This is a genomic window from Deinococcota bacterium, assembly GCA_030858465.1.
Lineage (GTDB): Bacteria > Deinococcota > Deinococci > Deinococcales > Trueperaceae > JALZLY01.
Window position 1 is genome coordinate 1 of the sequence record JALZLY010000303.1, and the last position, 15,370, is coordinate 15,370.

Consider the following 15,370-nt stretch of genomic DNA (forward strand, 5'->3'; position numbering starts at 1 on the left):
ATATAGACCCGGGCGCCGCCGACGTTGCCGGTCACGATGAGCGTGCCGCGCAGGGCGCGGAGTTCGGTCGACACCGTCTGGCTGGTGCCCGCCTGGACGCGAAAGTCCACCACCCGGTCTTCATAACCGGAAACCCGGAAGCGGGCCTGGTAGCTGCCCTCGTCGAAGGTCAGGCCGCCGAGAGGCGTGGTGCCGAGGCTGCTGCCGCCGACCAGCACCTCGGCGCCGCGCGGTTGGGAGCTGAAGCTCACCGTGCCGGTGCGGCGGATGGGGCTGAGTCCGGCCTCGACGAGCTGGGTGCTGCCCCCGCGGAGGTTGACGCTGGAGCGGAAGGGCTCATAGCCCTCGCGCTCGATGCGCACCTCGCGGCTGCCCGCCTCGGCGCCGTAGCGAACCGGCGTGGTGCCGACGTACTGACCGTCGACAAAGGCGCGGGCGCCCGCGGGCTCGGAGCGGATGTCGAGCGTGCCATAGAGCGCGGCGGGCGCCGCCTGGCCGGCGCGGACGACGTGAAAGAGTGCCGTGTCGGTCACCCACGCCTCCTGAGGCAGGGGCTCGACGATGATCGACAGGCTCCTGGCAAAGCCCTCCTGGCCGAGGTCGCTGGTGGCGAAGTTGGCGCCCGCCGCGAAGTCCGCCAAGGTGCTGGTGTCGAGGGGGCGCTGGCTGGCGACGGCGATCACCCGGTCGAGGCCGGTGGGGCCGCCGACCGTGAAGCTGTAGCGCGCCCCGTCGGGCGGGAAGGTCCGCGTCTCACCGGCGCGCATGAAGTTGTCCTGGCTGGCCGGATCCTGGCGGTTGGGCAGAATCTGCTGGATCTCGCCCGTCGAGCGCACGCTGAAGAGGTAGACGTAGGCATCCTCGCTGACGCTCACGCCGATGCGGATGCTGTCGCCGATGGTATAGCTCGGGGTGTCCTGACCCGAACGGTCACGGTCGACCCACACCTCGACCCCAAAGGCGGGCTCCGGGTTGACGATGATGGAGCGGGGACTGACGATCACATTGAAGTCTTGGGCCTGGGTCGATGCCGCGGCCAAGGCGGCGAGCAGTACGACCAGGGGTACGACCAAACGGGCAAGTGCCTTTTTCATAACACCTCATCCTTTCTGTGCCGAGCCTAGCAGCAGGTTCGCGGACCAGCATGTGGAGTCACTGAACGTCCCTTCATAGATGCGCGCGGCCAGGCCGAGTTTTTTAGCAGCCACCGCTATTATCGGCGAGCCCCGGATTGGAAATTGTGCAGAGGGCCACGTTATGACCCGGCCTCGGAGCCTTCCGTAAGCCTGCCCCAAGCTTTGCTAAAGGCCAGTGGGTAAACTCTCATGGGGCCTTCAGGCGCACACCCGAGAATGGTTCCAGCACGCGTACAGACACCAGCACGGTCACAGCCAAAGGAGACCCATGACTGCACCGAGACCTTTGATTCTCTTCCTCGCCCTGGTGGCCTCGCCGCTGGCCGCCGCGCAGGACCTCGGCAGCGAAGAGATTCTGGAAAACTTGAGAAGCACCGCCGAAGCCCTCACCGACGTGCGCTTCGTCCTGAGCGGCGAGCTTCAAGAAGGCGACGGCTCGGTGATTGCCCTCGAGCTCGAGGTCGCGGCCATTCCCGACCTCCAGCTCGCTCGCGCCGAGTTCGTCTTACCCGACGCGCTCGCCGACAACATCGTCATTGTCGACGGCGACGCCGTCTACAACTACCTCTTCTTGACCAACCAGATCACCATCTTGAGCGCCGACGATCCCGACGCCCTGGGCGACCTCATCGAGGTTCCCAGCGAAGGCGCCGACCTCGACCTCTCCTTCGACGTGAGCGCCCTCTTCGAGGGCTGGGACGTCGAGGTGCTCGGCTACGAGGAGAGCCCTGTCGGTGACGTCTACAACTTGCGCTTCAGCAACCAGAACCTGGGCGCCGAGGTGAGCCACGTCGAGGCGCAGGTGGTGGACGGCGAGTGGGTGCCCTACCGGCTGACCCTCTTCGACATCGACGGCAGCATCCTCACCACGCTCGTCTTCACCGATCTCGTCAAAGACCCCGGGCTCGAGCCGGCCGCCCTACGCGCGCTGCCCGCCGACGCCGAGGTCTTCGATGAAAGGTAGGACCTAGGGCTGAGCTGCGGGGGCTGAGCTACGGGGCTGAGTGGGGTATCTCAGTCCTCGGCCTTGACCTTTCCCACCATCTTCTCCGGCACCACGATCCTGTCGAACTCCTCCTCCGTCAGATAGCCGAGCGTGACGGCGGCCTGCTTGAGGGTGCTGTTCTCGGCGTGGGCCTTTTTGGCGATCTGCGCCGCCTTGTCGTAGCCGATGTGGGTGTTTAAGGCGGTCACCAGCATGAGCGAGTTGTCGAGCTGCGCTTTGATGCGCGCCCGGTTGGGCTCGATGCCGACCGCCAGATGGTCGTTGAAGGAGGCGCAGGCGTCACCCAGGAGCCGCGCCGAGGTGAGCAGGTTGTAGATCATCACCGGCTTGAAGACGTTGAGCTGAAAGTGGCCGTGCGTGCCCGCGACCGCGACCGCCGTATCATTGCCGATCACCTGGGCGCAGACCATGGTCATCGCCTCGGCCTGGGTGGGGTTGACCTTGCCGGGCATGATCGACGAGCCGGGCTCGTTCTCGGGGATCAGGATTTCGCCGATGCCGCTCCGCGGGCCCGAGGCCAGCAAACGGATGTTGTTGGCGATCGTCATCAGGCTGACCGCTACGCGCCTGAGCGCTCCCGAGGCCTCGACGATGGCGTCGTGGGCCGAGAGAGCCTCGAACTTGTTTTCGGCGGTGACGAAGGGATGCCCGGTCAGCTCGGCCACCCGCTCGGCCACCCGCTCGGCAAAGCCCTCGGGCGCGTTCAGGCCAGTGCCCACCGCGGTGCCGCCCAGGGCCAGCTCGCGCAGGTGCTTGAGAGAGTCCGTTACGGTTTCCGCGCCCCGCTGAAGCTGCGCGGCGTAGCCCGACAGCTCCTGGCCCAAGGTCAGGGGGGTGGCGTCCATCAGGTGGGTGCGGCCGATCTTGACCACCTCCATAAAGGCTTTGGACTTGGCCGCGAAGGTGTCCTGGAGCCTGCGGATTTGCGGCAGCGTCTCCTCGCTGACGGCGGCGTAGGCGGCGATGTGCATGGCGGTGGGGAAGGTGTCGTTCGACGACTGCGACTTGTTCACGTCGTCGTTGGGGTGAACGGGCGTCTGCGAGCCGATCTCGCCGCCCAGGAGTTCGGTGGCGCGGTTCGAGATCACCTCGTTGACGTTCATGTTCGACTGAGTGCCCGAGCCCGTCTGCCACACCACCAGCGGGAAGTGGTCGTCGAGCTCGCCGCGGATTACCTCGTCGCAGACTCTGGCGATGATCTCGGCCTTGTCCCTGGGAAAGTCGGTCAGCTCGGCGTTGGTGAGCGCGGCGGCCTTTTTGAGGATCGCAAAGGCGCGGATGATCTCTAAGGGCATCTTCTGCCCGCCGATCTTGAAGTTCTCCAGGGAGCGCTGCGTCTGCGCGCCCCAGTAGCGGTCGGCGGGAACCCGGATCTCGCCCATGGTGTCTCGTTCGCTGCGGTAGTCCACCATAACCTCCCTAAAGTCGGCTGGGTGACCGGGCGGCTTTACCGTCCGGTCGCTCGAAGCATCGCCCTGCTATGCTAACTCAGCCAGGCGCCCCGGCACAGCCCAGGGTCCTCCGGTCACCGCTCAGGGAGGGGCCTGAACAATGCGTCCACGGCCCACTCGAGGCCGGAAGCATGAACGCTCGCGCAGCTAAAGGGGGTTGGCCCAGCGGTGGCCCAGGACGGACGAGACAGGAGCCGCAGGTACGAGGCCCGCTGAGGTATGATTGGGTGATGATAACTGATACCACCCACGAAAGCAACTGGATACGCGATAGCGACGGCAACCTCGTCAACCTCGAGCGGGTCGGCGAGATCCACAAGGTCAAGCTCGAGGAGGGGTCGTGCGAGGTCGTGGTCAACTTCGCCGACAGCGACGAGATCGGCGTCCTCTACCGCGGCCCTGAAGCCAGGGCGGACGCGCTCCTTTTCGGCGTGGCCGTCATCCTGGGGGCCTGGGACGTGGAAACGATCATCGAGACCACCCTCGAAGAAGAAGAGGATGACGGTCGCTCAGGATGACGGTCGCTCAGGTATCTTGCTGCTGAGGCCGCCCTATGACGAGGCGACGGCCCTGGCCCCGACATAGTTTGGGAAGCTAGAACGCCCGACTGGAAAAGCCGTTGTCGTCGAAACTAAAGACGGCCTTTTTGCCCCCGAGAACCGTCTCCAGGACCACTTTCCGGCCCCAGAGCTCGTAGAGGTGGGCCAGGGTCCGCTCGCCGTAGCCCTGGTGCAGGTCGCGCCCGTCGTGGTAGTGCCGCAGGTAGAGCGCGCCGCTCCTGCCGTGGTCCGCATCCTCGACCTTGATGACCGGAACGCCGCCCATGCCCACGCCCCTGAGCAGGGTCTTCTTGACCTGCCGCCAGCCCTCTTCGTCCGAGACCTCGGCGACGACCTGCTCGTCGCCCCTGGTCTGGTACTCGAAGAGGTCGAGCGCCTGCATGAGCGGCTGAGTGAGAAAGCGGCGCAGAAAGGAGACGTCACGGTCGGCGGCGCGCACCTCGAAGAGCTTGGCGAAGTCCTCGCCCCCCGCCTGCCCATAGACTTCACGTTCCTCGGGCGTGGGCTGGTCGGCGCGGCTCAAGAGGTCGTCCCAGACCTTGAGGCCCAGGTGATAGGGGTTGAGCCCGCCGGGGATGGGCCGCAAGACCTGGTTGTGACGGACCAGGAACTCGAGGTAGAGGTCCTGGGGGAGGTCCAGGCTGTTTAAGATTTCGCGGTGCCAAAAGCTGGCCCAGCCTTCATTCATGATCTTGGTCTCGATCTGCGGGATGAAGTACTGGGTCTGTTCAACAACGATGGTGAGGAGGTCCCTTTCCCACGCTTCCAAAAAGCGGTTGTGGTCGCGGATGAAGAGCAGCAGGTCCTCTTCGGGCGAGGGCGGGACCTTGTGGGGGTCGGGCTCTTCTGGCTCGGCCCGCTTGTGCAGGGCGTCGTAAGGGTGCTCGCGCGGCCTGGCCGCCAGTGCCAGCCTGCGCCGCTCCTCCTCGTAGGGGAGTTTCTTTATCGACAGGTTGCGGCGGCACTGCAGCGACAGGGCGTGGGCGGCGTCCAGAACGCGCTCGACCCCGTTCGGGCCGATCGAGGGGTCTTCGCTGTAGGCGCGGACGCGGCCGGCGTGCCCCCTGAACTTGGCGAGCACGTACTCCGGGCGCGTGTGGCTGAAGGTGAAGTTGTGCCTGAAAAAGTCGTTGTGGCCGTAGACGTGGGCGATGGTGAGGATCTGCAGGAGCAAGGAATTGTCGCGCATGAGGTAGGCCAAGGAGGGGTTGGCGTTGATGACCATCTCGTAGGGCAAGCCGGAGACGCCGTAGTCGTAGAGCGTCTTGAGCTTCTCGAAAGACTTGCCGTAGGACCAGTGCGGGTAGTGGCTGGGCATGCCGTGGTAGGCCATGGCGCTCAGCATCTCGTGGTGGTCGCAGATCTCGAACTCCTGCGGGAAAGGATCCAAGCCAAACTCCAGGGCCTTGTCGCGGATGCGCGCGTCCCAGTCCGCCAAGCTCTCGATGCTCCAGCTCACCGGCTCACCGCCTGCCGCTGGCCGCGATCCTTGCTCAAAAAAGCCCTGAAGCTCGGCCAGATGTCTTCTTTTTCTTCGATCAGGACGGTCTGGTAGTTGTCCGCCTCGAGCCTGCGAAAGAGGTTTAGGAGCGAGCTCTCGTAGCGGTGCAGGCCGCGCGGCTTGATCTCGCCGTAGCCGAACAGGTTGCAGACCTCGCAGAGCGCCTCCGCCGCGCGCAAGGCCGCCTCGTTGTCCGAAGAGAAGTTGTCGCCGTCCGAGCAGTGAAAGGCGTAGACGTTCCACAAGGACGGGTGGTAGCGCGCGGCGATTACCTCCAGGGCCTTTACGTAGCCCGAGGAGACGAAGGTGCCGCCCGACTCGCCCTTGTGAAAGAACTCCTCCTCGCTCACCTCGCGCGCCTCGGTGTGGTGAGCGACGAAGACCACCTCGACGTTCTGGTACTTTGCCGACACGAAGGCGTGGAGCAGGAAGAAAAAGGAGCGGGCCAGATACTTTTTGAGGGTGTCCATCGAGCCCGAGGTGTCCATGATGCAGATCACCACGGCGTTCGATTCGGGCCGGGTGTCGGTGACCATGCGCCGGTAGGTGAGGTCGTTCTTGTAAAAGGGGAGACGCGCCGCGCTGCCCTCATCGCCCTCGGCCTCTCCGCCTTGGCCCTCACCGCCATGGCGACGCCTCGAGGCGACCTCGCGGCGCAGCTTGGCGCGCACCGTGCGCCGCTTGTCGAGGCGGACGCGGATGCCGGCCGGCTGGTAACCCTTGCGCTTGGCGACCCGCTCACTTGCTAGCTGGCGCATGGCCTTCTGCTCGAGCTCGGGCAGTTCCAAGTCCTCGAACATGATCTCGATGAGCTCTTCTAGGGTGATGTCGGTCTCGTAGTAGTCCTGGCCGGGGCGGTCGCCGGCCTCCTCGCCCTGTCCTTGGCGCTCGCCCCTCTTTAGCACCTGGCCCGGCTGGGCGTCGCCGTCCCCTTGGGCCGCGCCCGGGGTGTTGTCGCCGTAGACGAAGCGGTACTCCTTGACGCCCCTGAGCGGCACCTTGATGACCCGGTCCCTGTCCTGGCCGATGATCGCCTCCTCGGCGATGATGTCGGCGATGTTCTCGCGGATCGACTCGCGCACCTTCTGGCGGTGCCTGAGCCGGTCGCCCGCAGAGCGGTCGCTGCGCTCGGCGTCGGAGGGGCGGTAGGGGCGGAAGACGGTGGGCATGGTCGCTTACATCCTTTAGCTCTTAGCCTTTAGCTGATCGCTATTGCTCAATCCTTCCAGAGATTGTTGGCCGCGTACTTCAGGATAACGTCGGCGGAGTAGGGGGTGTAGCCGCGCTCGAGCAGGTTGCTCACCAGGCTGTCGTACTTCTCGCGTTGCTCCTCGTCGCGGGTCCGAGCCTTGGTGACGATGCGGGAGAGGTCGCGCACCGAGTTCATGAGCTTTTTCTCGATGGCCTCCTTGAGCGGCTCGTAGCTCTTGTAGGAGACGCTCTGGCCGCGCCGGCTGCTGGCCCACAAGTAGCCGATCACCTCCTGGCGGAAGCCGTCGGCGGCGGTGCCGACGATAGCGATCTGCTCCTCGATGGACTTCAGGAACGCTTCGTCGGGGTGCAGCTCCTCGCGGGTGTTGCGGTCCTTGACGGTGGTGGTGTTGACGTAGGCCTCGGCGTGGTCCAGGTAGTTCTGAAAGAGCGTCTCGGCCTGCTCCTCGTAGGCGTAGACAAAGGCCTTGGTGATTTCTTTTTCGAGGATCTCCAGGTACTCCTTGTGGATGGTGTCTTGCAGGAACTCGAGGTACTGCTTTTTGTTGTCGTCGGAAAAGTCGCTCTCGCGGATCATCTTGATCATGGTCTCGCGGACGTGGATGGGGGTGATGCCCTCGGGGGAGTCGGAGAGAGAGCCGTCGATGGCCTTCATGACGAAGCGCGTCGAGATGCCGCTCATGCCCTCGCGCCGCGTCTCGCCCTGGAGTTCGCGGACATCGACCTTTTTGCTGCGACCCTTCTCGATCACCTCTTCGCCGTTGTAGAGCTTCAGCTTGGTCAACAGGTCGCACTTGGCGCTGGGCTCGAGCCGGCTTAGAATCGCGAACATCGCGGTGATCTCCAGGGTGTGGGGCGCGATGTGCGACCTGAAGCCCGACGCGTGCAGGATCTTCTGGTAGATCTTGACCTCTTCGGAGAGCCTTAAGTTGTAAGGCACCTTGATCATGACGATGCGGTCTAAGATCGCCTCGTTGGTGTGGTCGGCCCTGAACTTCTGCCACTCCGCCTCGTTGGAGTGCGCTACGATAGCGGTGTCGACGTAGACGGTGCCGTGGCGGCCCGGCGCGGGCACGAACTTCTCCTGGGTGGCGGTGATCATGGCGTGGAGGTATTCGGTGGCGTTTTTAAAGACCTCGATGAACTCGACTAAGCCGCGGTTGCCGGCGTTGAAGGCGCCGTTTAAGTCCAAGACCCGCGGGTCGCCCTCGGAGTACTGGTCGAGCTTGGAGATGTCCTCGGAGCCGATCAGGACCGAGGTGTCCTGGTTGTTGGGATCGACCGGCGGCACCACCGCGATGCCTATGCGCTCGCGCTTGGAAAAGCTGCGGCTGACGACCCCTACCTCCTCGTAGCGGCCGCCGAAGTCGTTTTCCAGGCGCCAGCGCGTCACCGGCGAGAGCTCGCCCTCGATGCGCACGTCGAGCATCTTCTCGAACTCCTTGCGCAGGTGCCGGGGGATGAGGAGCAGCGGCTCCTCCTGCATGGGCGAGCCCTCGATGGTGTAGAAGGGCTCGGCCTCTTCCAAGCCGCGCTCGAGCTTGGCGACGATCGAACTCTTGCCGGCGCCGACCGGGCCCATCAGGTAGAGCACCTGGCGGCTCTCCTCGCCGCGCAGGGAGGCGGCGTGAAAGTAGCGGACGATCCTAGCGATCACCCGTTCGATGCCAAAGAACTCGTCTTGAAAAAAGGGGTAGACCTTGAGCGGCTCGTCCTTGTAGAGGCGCTGGCCGCGCTCGTCGGCGCCCGCCAATATGTCGGCGCTGCCGGGCGCCATGATGATGTCGTAGAGGCGGGCGTGTGCCGACTTGGCGACGCCAGGGTTTTCCCTCACCAGCTCGAGGTAGTCCAAGAAGCTGCCTTGCCACTGCCGGTTTTCGGTGGCGGCCCGGTCCTCTCTGATCAGGCGCTCGAATGCGTCTTTTCCTGTCTCTTTCATCGGGCTGCACCTCCTCGGGAAGGCTTGTTCTTGTGCCCAGGCGCCGTGGCTCGCGGCTGCGCAGCCGCACCTGTAAACACGCTGGTAAACACACTGGACTCGAGACCGAAAGCGGTTTCGCTGGACCTGTCGCTGGACGGCAGCGTAGCTACCGCATGGGCTGAGTTATCCTCTCGAGGATACTCGAAAAGGCCCTCGGGGATTGAGACAAATGTTGCACTTTCCCGTCTTGTAGGGGCTATTGGCTTCGCGCCGGGGCGAGCGGCCCGGCACCGGGACGACCTCGCCGTGAACCGCCCCGAGGGCGAGAGGTGAAACCGCGTCATACTTCAATGTAGACCCTCGAGATGAGATGCGTCGGTGACCGTTAACGCTTCATGAAGCTGTATGAAGCTGTATGAAGCGGTATGAAGCTGTTGGGCTCGAGCCTCGCCCTCGGCTTTGGAGCTGCTCTATAGCTGCGCCTCCCACCCAGCCTGGCCGCCCAGCGGCCGCTGGGCCTGGAGGGCTTTGGCGGACCCGCGACCGGGGCTTGGGCGCAGCGGTCACTGACGGGAGCGCGGCGGTGGTTCATACTGACGTGTGGCAGCAAGTGTGGCAGCAAAGCGTGGCGCCGACGGGAGGTGGACGTGAAGCAGTGCTGGTGCGTGATCGACATCGCATCGCCCTACAGCTCGCGCTCCGCCTCGTCGTACGGGCTGGCGCGCATCTGTCGTCCCGCCGCCGAGGGGGAAAACGCCGCCATCACCGCCATCAAGCTGGCGACCGAACTCTACGGCCCCGAGGTGGTGGTGAGCCAGGGCGCTTCGGCCCGCAAGGCCGTCGTCAGGGTGCACAGCGCCGACGAGGAGAGCCGGGTCAACTGCGTGCGGGTGCGCCTGGTCACCCTCGAGAACGCCACCGGCAAGCTCCGCCGGCAACTGGCCGCCCTGGCCGTCCGCGAAGCGCAGGACGGCGAGGCGCGCAAGGACCGGCAGATCGCCGCCTTGGAAGAGGAAAACGCGGCCCTGCTGGCCCAGCTGAGAACCGTGATGGACGGAGCCCTCGGGCGGCCAGGACTGCCCGAGGGCAAGCCTGCGCCCTTCTGGAGGGGCTGGCGGCGCAAGGGCGGCAAGGGAGCCCCCGAGCCCCAGCTCGAGGAGTGACGAGGGCGGCCTTGTCCAGGCTCGCCCGGTCCTTAACCCGGTCCTTAACCCGGTCCTCAAAGCGTTTGCTCAGGGCTCGAGGCTAACGCCTCCGGGCGCTCCGGGTACGGCCTCGGCGGGAGCGGGCGGCCGCGAACGGCGCTCGAGCCACGCCTCGGCGCTGATGTCCATCTCCACGTCTATACGGCCCGCGCGGTTGGTGTAGCGGCGCCGCTCGGCGAAACCTACCTTTTTGAAGGCGAGCTGGGCGCGGGCGTTGTCGCCGAAGGTGCTGAGGCGCACCCGGCTGAGCCTCATGGTCTCAAAGGCGTGCTGCAAGAGCGCGGCGATCGCCTCCGGGCCGTAGCCCCGGCCCCAGTGGCTGCGCTCGCCGATGATGATGCCCAGGGTCGCCGCCGCCGCGCCGATGTCGTAGAGCTCGATGGTGCCGATGTAGTCGCCGATCTCGTCGAAGATGCCGTAGGACTGCCGGTCGGAGCGGCGGCTGTCGGCGCGAAGGATGCGTTTGAGCAGCCAGAGCGGCATGCGGCTGGGCGGGGTGCCGTTCAAGTGGGCGATGTCGCGGTCGCGGAAGTGGGCGTGGACGCGGCGCCAAGCGTGCGCGTCGAGCTCGTCCAAGGGTCTCAGCAGCACCCGCCCCGAGCTGAGCGGCTTCATGCTGCTACCTTCATGCTGCTACCTTCATGCTGCTACCTTCATGGCTTCATTCTACTGGGTTTTCCGGCCTGGAGCGCCCGATGCAGCGCCCGCGCCGAGCGTGCGTTAGACTTTGGGGTATTTGCTGGGGCTAGGGTATTTGCTAGGGTAATTGGAGGAGGCAGCGTGCAGACAGAGCAGGACTTTACCAGCTTTGGAGACAAGTTCAGGATCCTGCGCCGGGGCATCGGCCGGGTCATCATCGGTCAGGAGGAGGTGGTCGAGGACCTGTTGATCACCGTGGTGGCCGGGGGGCACGCGCTCATCGAGGGCGCGCCGGGCCTGGGCAAGACGCGCCTGGTGCGGGCCTTTGCCGAGGCGACCAGCCTGAAGTTCGGCCGGGTGCAGTTCACGCCCGACCTCATGCCCGCCGACGTGACCGGCTCGACCGTCTTCGTCGAGGAGGGAGGCAACCCGCGCTTCGAGTTTCAAAAGGGGCCGGTCTTCGCCAACGTCCTCTTGGCCGACGAGATCAACCGCGCCACGCCCAAGACCCAGTCGGCGCTGCTAGAGGCGATGCAGGAGCGCGCCGTCACCGTCTCGGGCGAGAGCTACCCTCTGCCCAGGCCCTTTATCACTCTAGCGACGCAAAACCCGCTCGAGATGGAAGGCACCTATCCGCTGCCCGAGGCGCAGCTCGACCGCTTTCTCTTTAAGATCCTGATCGGGCGGCCCGACAGCCAGACCCTGCGCAAGGTGCTCGAGGCCACCACCGGCGGTGAGGAGATGGCGCTCAGCCCCGTCTTCAGTCAGCTCGAGCTGCTCGACTTGCAGGCGATGGTGCGCGCCGTGCCGATCGCCTCCTCCGCGCTCGACTACGTGGTGCGGCTCACCGAGGCCAGCCACGAGCACAAGCTGGTGCGCTTGGGCGCCAGCCCCAGAGGCGCCCAGGCGATGGTGCTGGCCGCCAAGGGCTACGCGCTCGCCGCGGGCCGGCCCAACGTCGAGTTCGAGGACATCGAGCGCGCCGCCAAGCCCGCCCTGCGCCACCGCCTCATCCTCTCCTTCGAGGCCGAGGTCGAGGGCGCCTTGGCCGACGACATCATCGCCGAGTTTCTCAAAAAGGTGTCGAAGTGAATTCAAAATTGATTCAAAATTCAAAAGATTTCAATTTTCAATCTTTGATATTTAATTTTCAATCGCCCCTGTGATCAGCGAACGCAGCCGCGCCGTCCTCGACCGTTACGCCCTGGCCTCGAGGGCCTTGAGCCGCCTGTCGGGCGAGCGCATCGCCTCCGAAGCGGGCCAGAGCGTCGAGTTCCACGACTTCAGGCCCTACCAGCCGGGCGATGAGCTCAGGTACGTGGACTGGCGCGTCTACGGCCGCACCGGCAAGCTCTTCACCCGGCTCTTCCAGGCCGAGCGCAACATCGCCGTCTACATCCTTCTGGACACCAGCCCCAGCATGGCCTTGGGCGGCAAGGCCGACTACTCGCGCAGCGTCGCCGAACTCCTCGCCTACGCCGCCCACCGCGACGCGGTGAGCCAGGTCCACCTCTTCGACGGCTCGCAGAGCCCCCAGGGCCGGGGCCGGGGGCATGTGCCCGGCGCCTGGTCGTTTATAGACGCGGCGCCCGTTCTGGAGGGCGCCGAGCACGCGCCCTCCGCGGCCATCACGCGTTTTGCCCTCTCGGCCGGCCGCCGCGCCGGGCCGGGGCTGGCCCTGGTCGTCTCCGACCTCTTCGACGAGACCAGCCTGCAGACCTCGCTCGCCGCTTTGCGCTATAGGGGTTTCGACGCCAGCTTTTTGCAGGTGATGTCGGCAGCCGACCTGGAGCCCGAGAGCTCGCAGCTCGAGATAATCGACGCCGAGAGCGGCGAGAGGCTCTTAGTCGGCCCCGCCGAGGTGCGGGCCTACCGCGAGGCGGTAGGCCGCTTCGTGGCCAAAACGCGCGCCGCCATCATGCAGGCGGGCTTTCGCCACATCCTCCTCAAGGTGGGCGGCCAGGATGAGAACGCCATCGAGCAGGGGGCCTTTGCCGCCCTCCTGCGCGCGGGCATCCTGGTCAAGCGCTAGCCGGCTTACCAGCTCGAGGTGCGGACGACTTCGATGGCGGAGATGGCGGGCCAGTCGCTCAGGGCCTCGAGCTCGATAGTGAGCATGCCGTCGCTCACCTGCACGTTCTCGAACGTTCTCACCAGCGCGCTCAGCTTGCCGGCCTCCGCGAAGATGTCGAACTCGCTTTCTGTGCTGCCCTCTACGCGGACGTTCATGACGCGCCTGCCCGGCTCGTCCCAGAAGTGCTCGGCGAAGTGCAGGCGTACCTGGTAGACCCCGTTGGTGACGGGCAGGTTGTAGGAGAGCACGCGCTCCGCCTGCGGCGTGTTGTTGGCCCACCTGCCGCGGTAGCTGCGGTAGAGGACGGGGTCTGGGCTGCCGGTGATGCCGACGTTGCCTCTGCCCTCGGACAGGGCTTCGGCGGGGCCGTAGCCGTAGGGAGGCAGGCCCTCTCGCGGCGACGCCACGGTCCAGTCCGGCCACCACGGGCTGCCCTCGGTGTCGGTGTAGGAGGGTCCGGCGACGTTGAGGCGGTAGACGGCGTCGTCCGGGGTGACGTTGGTCATCAGGTAGACGTTGTCGTTGAAGTCGTAGTTGACGCTGAGGGCGTCGGGGGTGAACTGTTGGCCCAAGTAGTCCTGGATGACCAGGTAGGTGTTGGGGACGAGCGCGCCGTCACGGTCCCTGACCGGCCAGAAGCGGGTGCCGTGCGGCTCGCCCCGCGCGCCCGCGGTGCTGCTATAGTTCTCGACCGTCACCTGGAAGACGCCGGTCGGGTTGACGGTCATCTCGGCTGGCCTGTCGAGGTTGTTGGCCAGACGCGGCAGAACGGACTGGCCGTAGTGCTGGTGGTGATTGAACCGGCCGATGACCGCGCCGTCCGCGCCGGTAAGGATGAACCTGCCCTGTTGAAAGCCCTCCTCGCAGCAGCCGTGGTAGGCGGCGAGCTGGCGCACGTAGACGGGCCTGCCGGGGTCGGCGCGCCGCCAGTAGGGGGCCAGGATCTCCTCACCGAGTGCCTCGTAGTAGGGGTTGAACCGCTGCCCCGAATCGAGCAGCCTGGTGGTGTAGCCAAAGGCGGGCAGGAGGGGTCTCATGAAGACCTCCCTGTTGCCCTCCGGGGAGAGCTGGTAGACGCCGGCGAGCTGGACTACGGTGGTCGGCGCGCTGCCGTCGTTGGTGTAGAGGGTGAGGGTCTCTCTGCGGACGCCCTTCGACCCCGCACTCTCGATGAACTGGATGTCGAGGTCGTAGGCCTCACCCGGCGCGATGACGAGCGGTAAGGTGCTATCCTCGCCGCCGGGCAGGGTGAAGCGGCTGGGGTCGCTGATGGTGAGGGCGCCGATCTGCAGGGGGTCGTTCCCCACATTCCTGATGCGCAGGGTGGCGACGTCGTGATAGCGGAGGTTGGTCCAGTCGCTGAGGCTTTCCGGGGGAGGCGCGACCGAGATGTCGTTGACCCGGCTGAACAGCAGCCAGTCGTGGAAAAACCCCGGCGGCAGTTCGCCGCCCGTCATGCCGTCCAGGTTCTGGATCTCGATCCTGGCGCTGCTGGGCGTCAGCCCGCCTATCCTGAAGGAGCGCTGCTCCGGCTCGGCTTCATTGCCCGCGTTGTCGGTGGCCGCGGCGACCACGGTGTAGTTGCCGGGGCCACTGATCGTAAAGGCGCCGGTGTAGGGTTGGAAGTCCCCGTCGTTCAGGCTGTAGCTGGTGCTCGCCAGACCCGAGCCGCCCCTGTCGGTGGCCCTGATGGTGACCGTCACCTGGTTGCTGTACACGCCCGGCGACAGCTCGCTGCCGCTCAGGTCGATCTCGAGGCCCGGCGGCGTGGTGTCGACGAGGCTGGGCACGATCTGGAAGGAGCGCGCTACGGTCGTCTGGGTGCCCGCGTTGTCGCTGGCCTCCACGCTGAGCTGGTACTGACCCGGCTCGCTCACCGTGAAGGACTCCTCGTAGGCCTGGGCCGGGCCGCCGTTCAGGCTGTAGCTGACGCTGGCGAGCCCGGCGCCGCTGATGTCTTCGGCGTCGATGATCACGGTGACCTGGTCTTCGAAGACCCCCGGCGAGCTCTCGGTCCCCTCGAGCCGGATGTCCAGGATCGGTTGTAGGTCCCCGCCGTCGTCGCCGGGTACGACCTGAAAGGTCCTCGGCTCCGTCACCACGCCGCCAGCGGCCCTGACCCTGAGCGTGTAGTCGCCGGGGGTGCTGATCGTAAAGGGCGCGCCGTACTCCTGGAACACCGTCTCGTTGAGGCTGTACTGGAGTTCCCCCCCGTCGGTGCTGCTGAGGGTCACCGTGACCGCACCGACGAAGACATCCTCATTCTCGGCTTGCTTGGTGCCGCTCAGCTGTACATTGACCTCGGGCGCCACGCGGTCGCCGGGCCGGTTGCAGGCGGCCGCCATGAGCAGGAGGATCAGGAGGAAGAGAAACCCTTTCACAGTTGTACGACAATTCACAGTGGACTACCTTTCATGGACTACCTTTCTAGCGTCTGACGTTTACAATGTCCGATACCGATGTTCGATTGATCAAAACATATCATGACTGGTGTCGTCAGCATGATTTGCCCTCAGTATGACGGAAAATCCCGGCTCGAGCGAGCGATTTCGTCACCTCGAGTGAGCCTAGGGGGTGAAGGCGCTTGAGCTTGGCCGTGTTTTGTCTTGCCTGGCGGCAGGCGGAGGCGCTGTTCTCGCAGCCTGGACCGCCCTCACCTTTAGGC

The 15,370-nt window shown here is 65.5% G+C and carries 12 protein-coding genes; 5 read left to right on the forward strand and 7 right to left on the reverse strand.

Annotated elements, in window-relative coordinates:
* A partial coding sequence (locus M3498_15050; protein ID MDQ3460597.1) for a PEGA domain-containing protein occupies nucleotides 1-1,094 on the reverse strand: 1,094 nt, incomplete at its 3' end.
* A 310-nt stretch (nucleotides 1,095-1,404) separates the two neighbouring features.
* Here M3498_15050 and M3498_15055 point away from each other — a divergent pair.
* Nucleotides 1,405-2,100: an outer membrane lipoprotein carrier protein LolA gene (locus M3498_15055; GenBank protein MDQ3460598.1), complete on the forward strand. Its 696-nt coding sequence runs from the start codon at nucleotides 1,405-1,407 to the stop codon at nucleotides 2,098-2,100.
* A gap of 50 nt (nucleotides 2,101-2,150) precedes the next feature.
* Here the strand turns inward: M3498_15055 and fumC are convergent, their stop codons facing one another.
* Complete coding sequence (gene fumC, locus M3498_15060; protein MDQ3460599.1) at nucleotides 2,151-3,551, reverse strand: class II fumarate hydratase; 1,401 nt, start codon at nucleotides 3,549-3,551, stop codon at nucleotides 2,151-2,153.
* 272 nt (nucleotides 3,552-3,823) lie between these two features.
* Between fumC and M3498_15065 the strand changes: the two genes are divergently transcribed.
* A complete protein-coding gene (locus M3498_15065; GenBank protein MDQ3460600.1) occupies nucleotides 3,824-4,111 on the forward strand; it encodes a hypothetical protein in 288 nt (95 codons plus the stop codon).
* Between the two features lie 76 nt (nucleotides 4,112-4,187).
* Here M3498_15065 and M3498_15070 read toward each other — a convergent pair whose 3' ends face one another.
* The 3 genes from M3498_15070 to M3498_15080 are packed head-to-tail and all read right to left on the reverse strand — an operon-like array spanning nucleotide 4,188 to nucleotide 8,805.
* Nucleotides 4,188-5,612 (reverse strand): SpoVR family protein, encoded by a 1,425-nt coding sequence (locus M3498_15070; protein ID MDQ3460601.1) that lies wholly within the window; start codon nucleotides 5,610-5,612, stop codon nucleotides 4,188-4,190.
* On the reverse strand, nucleotides 5,609-6,823 hold the full coding sequence (locus M3498_15075; protein MDQ3460602.1) for a DUF444 family protein: 1,215 nt from the start codon (nucleotides 6,821-6,823) through the stop codon (nucleotides 5,609-5,611). The genes M3498_15070 and M3498_15075 overlap by 4 nt, the downstream gene beginning before the upstream one ends.
* A gap of 47 nt (nucleotides 6,824-6,870) precedes the next feature.
* Nucleotides 6,871-8,805: a serine protein kinase gene (locus tag M3498_15080; GenBank protein MDQ3460603.1), complete on the reverse strand. Its 1,935-nt coding sequence runs from the start codon at nucleotides 8,803-8,805 to the stop codon at nucleotides 6,871-6,873.
* 629 nt (nucleotides 8,806-9,434) lie between these two features.
* On the opposite strand from M3498_15080, the gene M3498_15085 reads away from it, so the two are divergent.
* Nucleotides 9,435-9,950 carry a hypothetical protein gene (locus tag M3498_15085; protein MDQ3460604.1) on the forward strand — a complete coding sequence of 172 codons (516 nt, stop codon included), beginning with the start codon at nucleotides 9,435-9,437 and terminating at the stop codon, nucleotides 9,948-9,950.
* A 69-nt stretch (nucleotides 9,951-10,019) separates the two neighbouring features.
* Here the strand turns inward: M3498_15085 and M3498_15090 are convergent, their stop codons facing one another.
* A complete protein-coding gene (locus M3498_15090) occupies nucleotides 10,020-10,607 on the reverse strand; it encodes a GNAT family N-acetyltransferase (protein MDQ3460605.1) in 588 nt (195 codons plus the stop codon).
* Between the two features lie 165 nt (nucleotides 10,608-10,772).
* Here M3498_15090 and M3498_15095 point away from each other — a divergent pair, with 165 nt between their 5' ends.
* Together M3498_15095 and M3498_15100 are read left to right on the forward strand one after the other, a co-directional pair.
* The gene (locus M3498_15095) at nucleotides 10,773-11,723 is read left to right on the forward strand and encodes a MoxR family ATPase (protein ID MDQ3460606.1); all 951 of its coding nucleotides are present in this window, start codon (nucleotides 10,773-10,775) and stop codon (nucleotides 11,721-11,723) included.
* Nucleotides 11,724-11,793: 70 nt separating this feature from the next.
* Nucleotides 11,794-12,663, forward strand: coding sequence for a DUF58 domain-containing protein (locus M3498_15100; protein MDQ3460607.1), 870 nt, complete (start codon nucleotides 11,794-11,796; stop codon nucleotides 12,661-12,663).
* Nucleotides 12,664-12,668: 5 nt separating this feature from the next.
* Here M3498_15100 and M3498_15105 read toward each other — a convergent pair whose 3' ends face one another.
* Nucleotides 12,669-15,086 carry a malectin domain-containing carbohydrate-binding protein gene (locus tag M3498_15105; GenBank protein MDQ3460608.1) on the reverse strand — a complete coding sequence of 806 codons (2,418 nt, stop codon included), beginning with the start codon at nucleotides 15,084-15,086 and terminating at the stop codon, nucleotides 12,669-12,671.
* Nucleotides 15,087-15,370 lie beyond the last annotated feature (284 nt).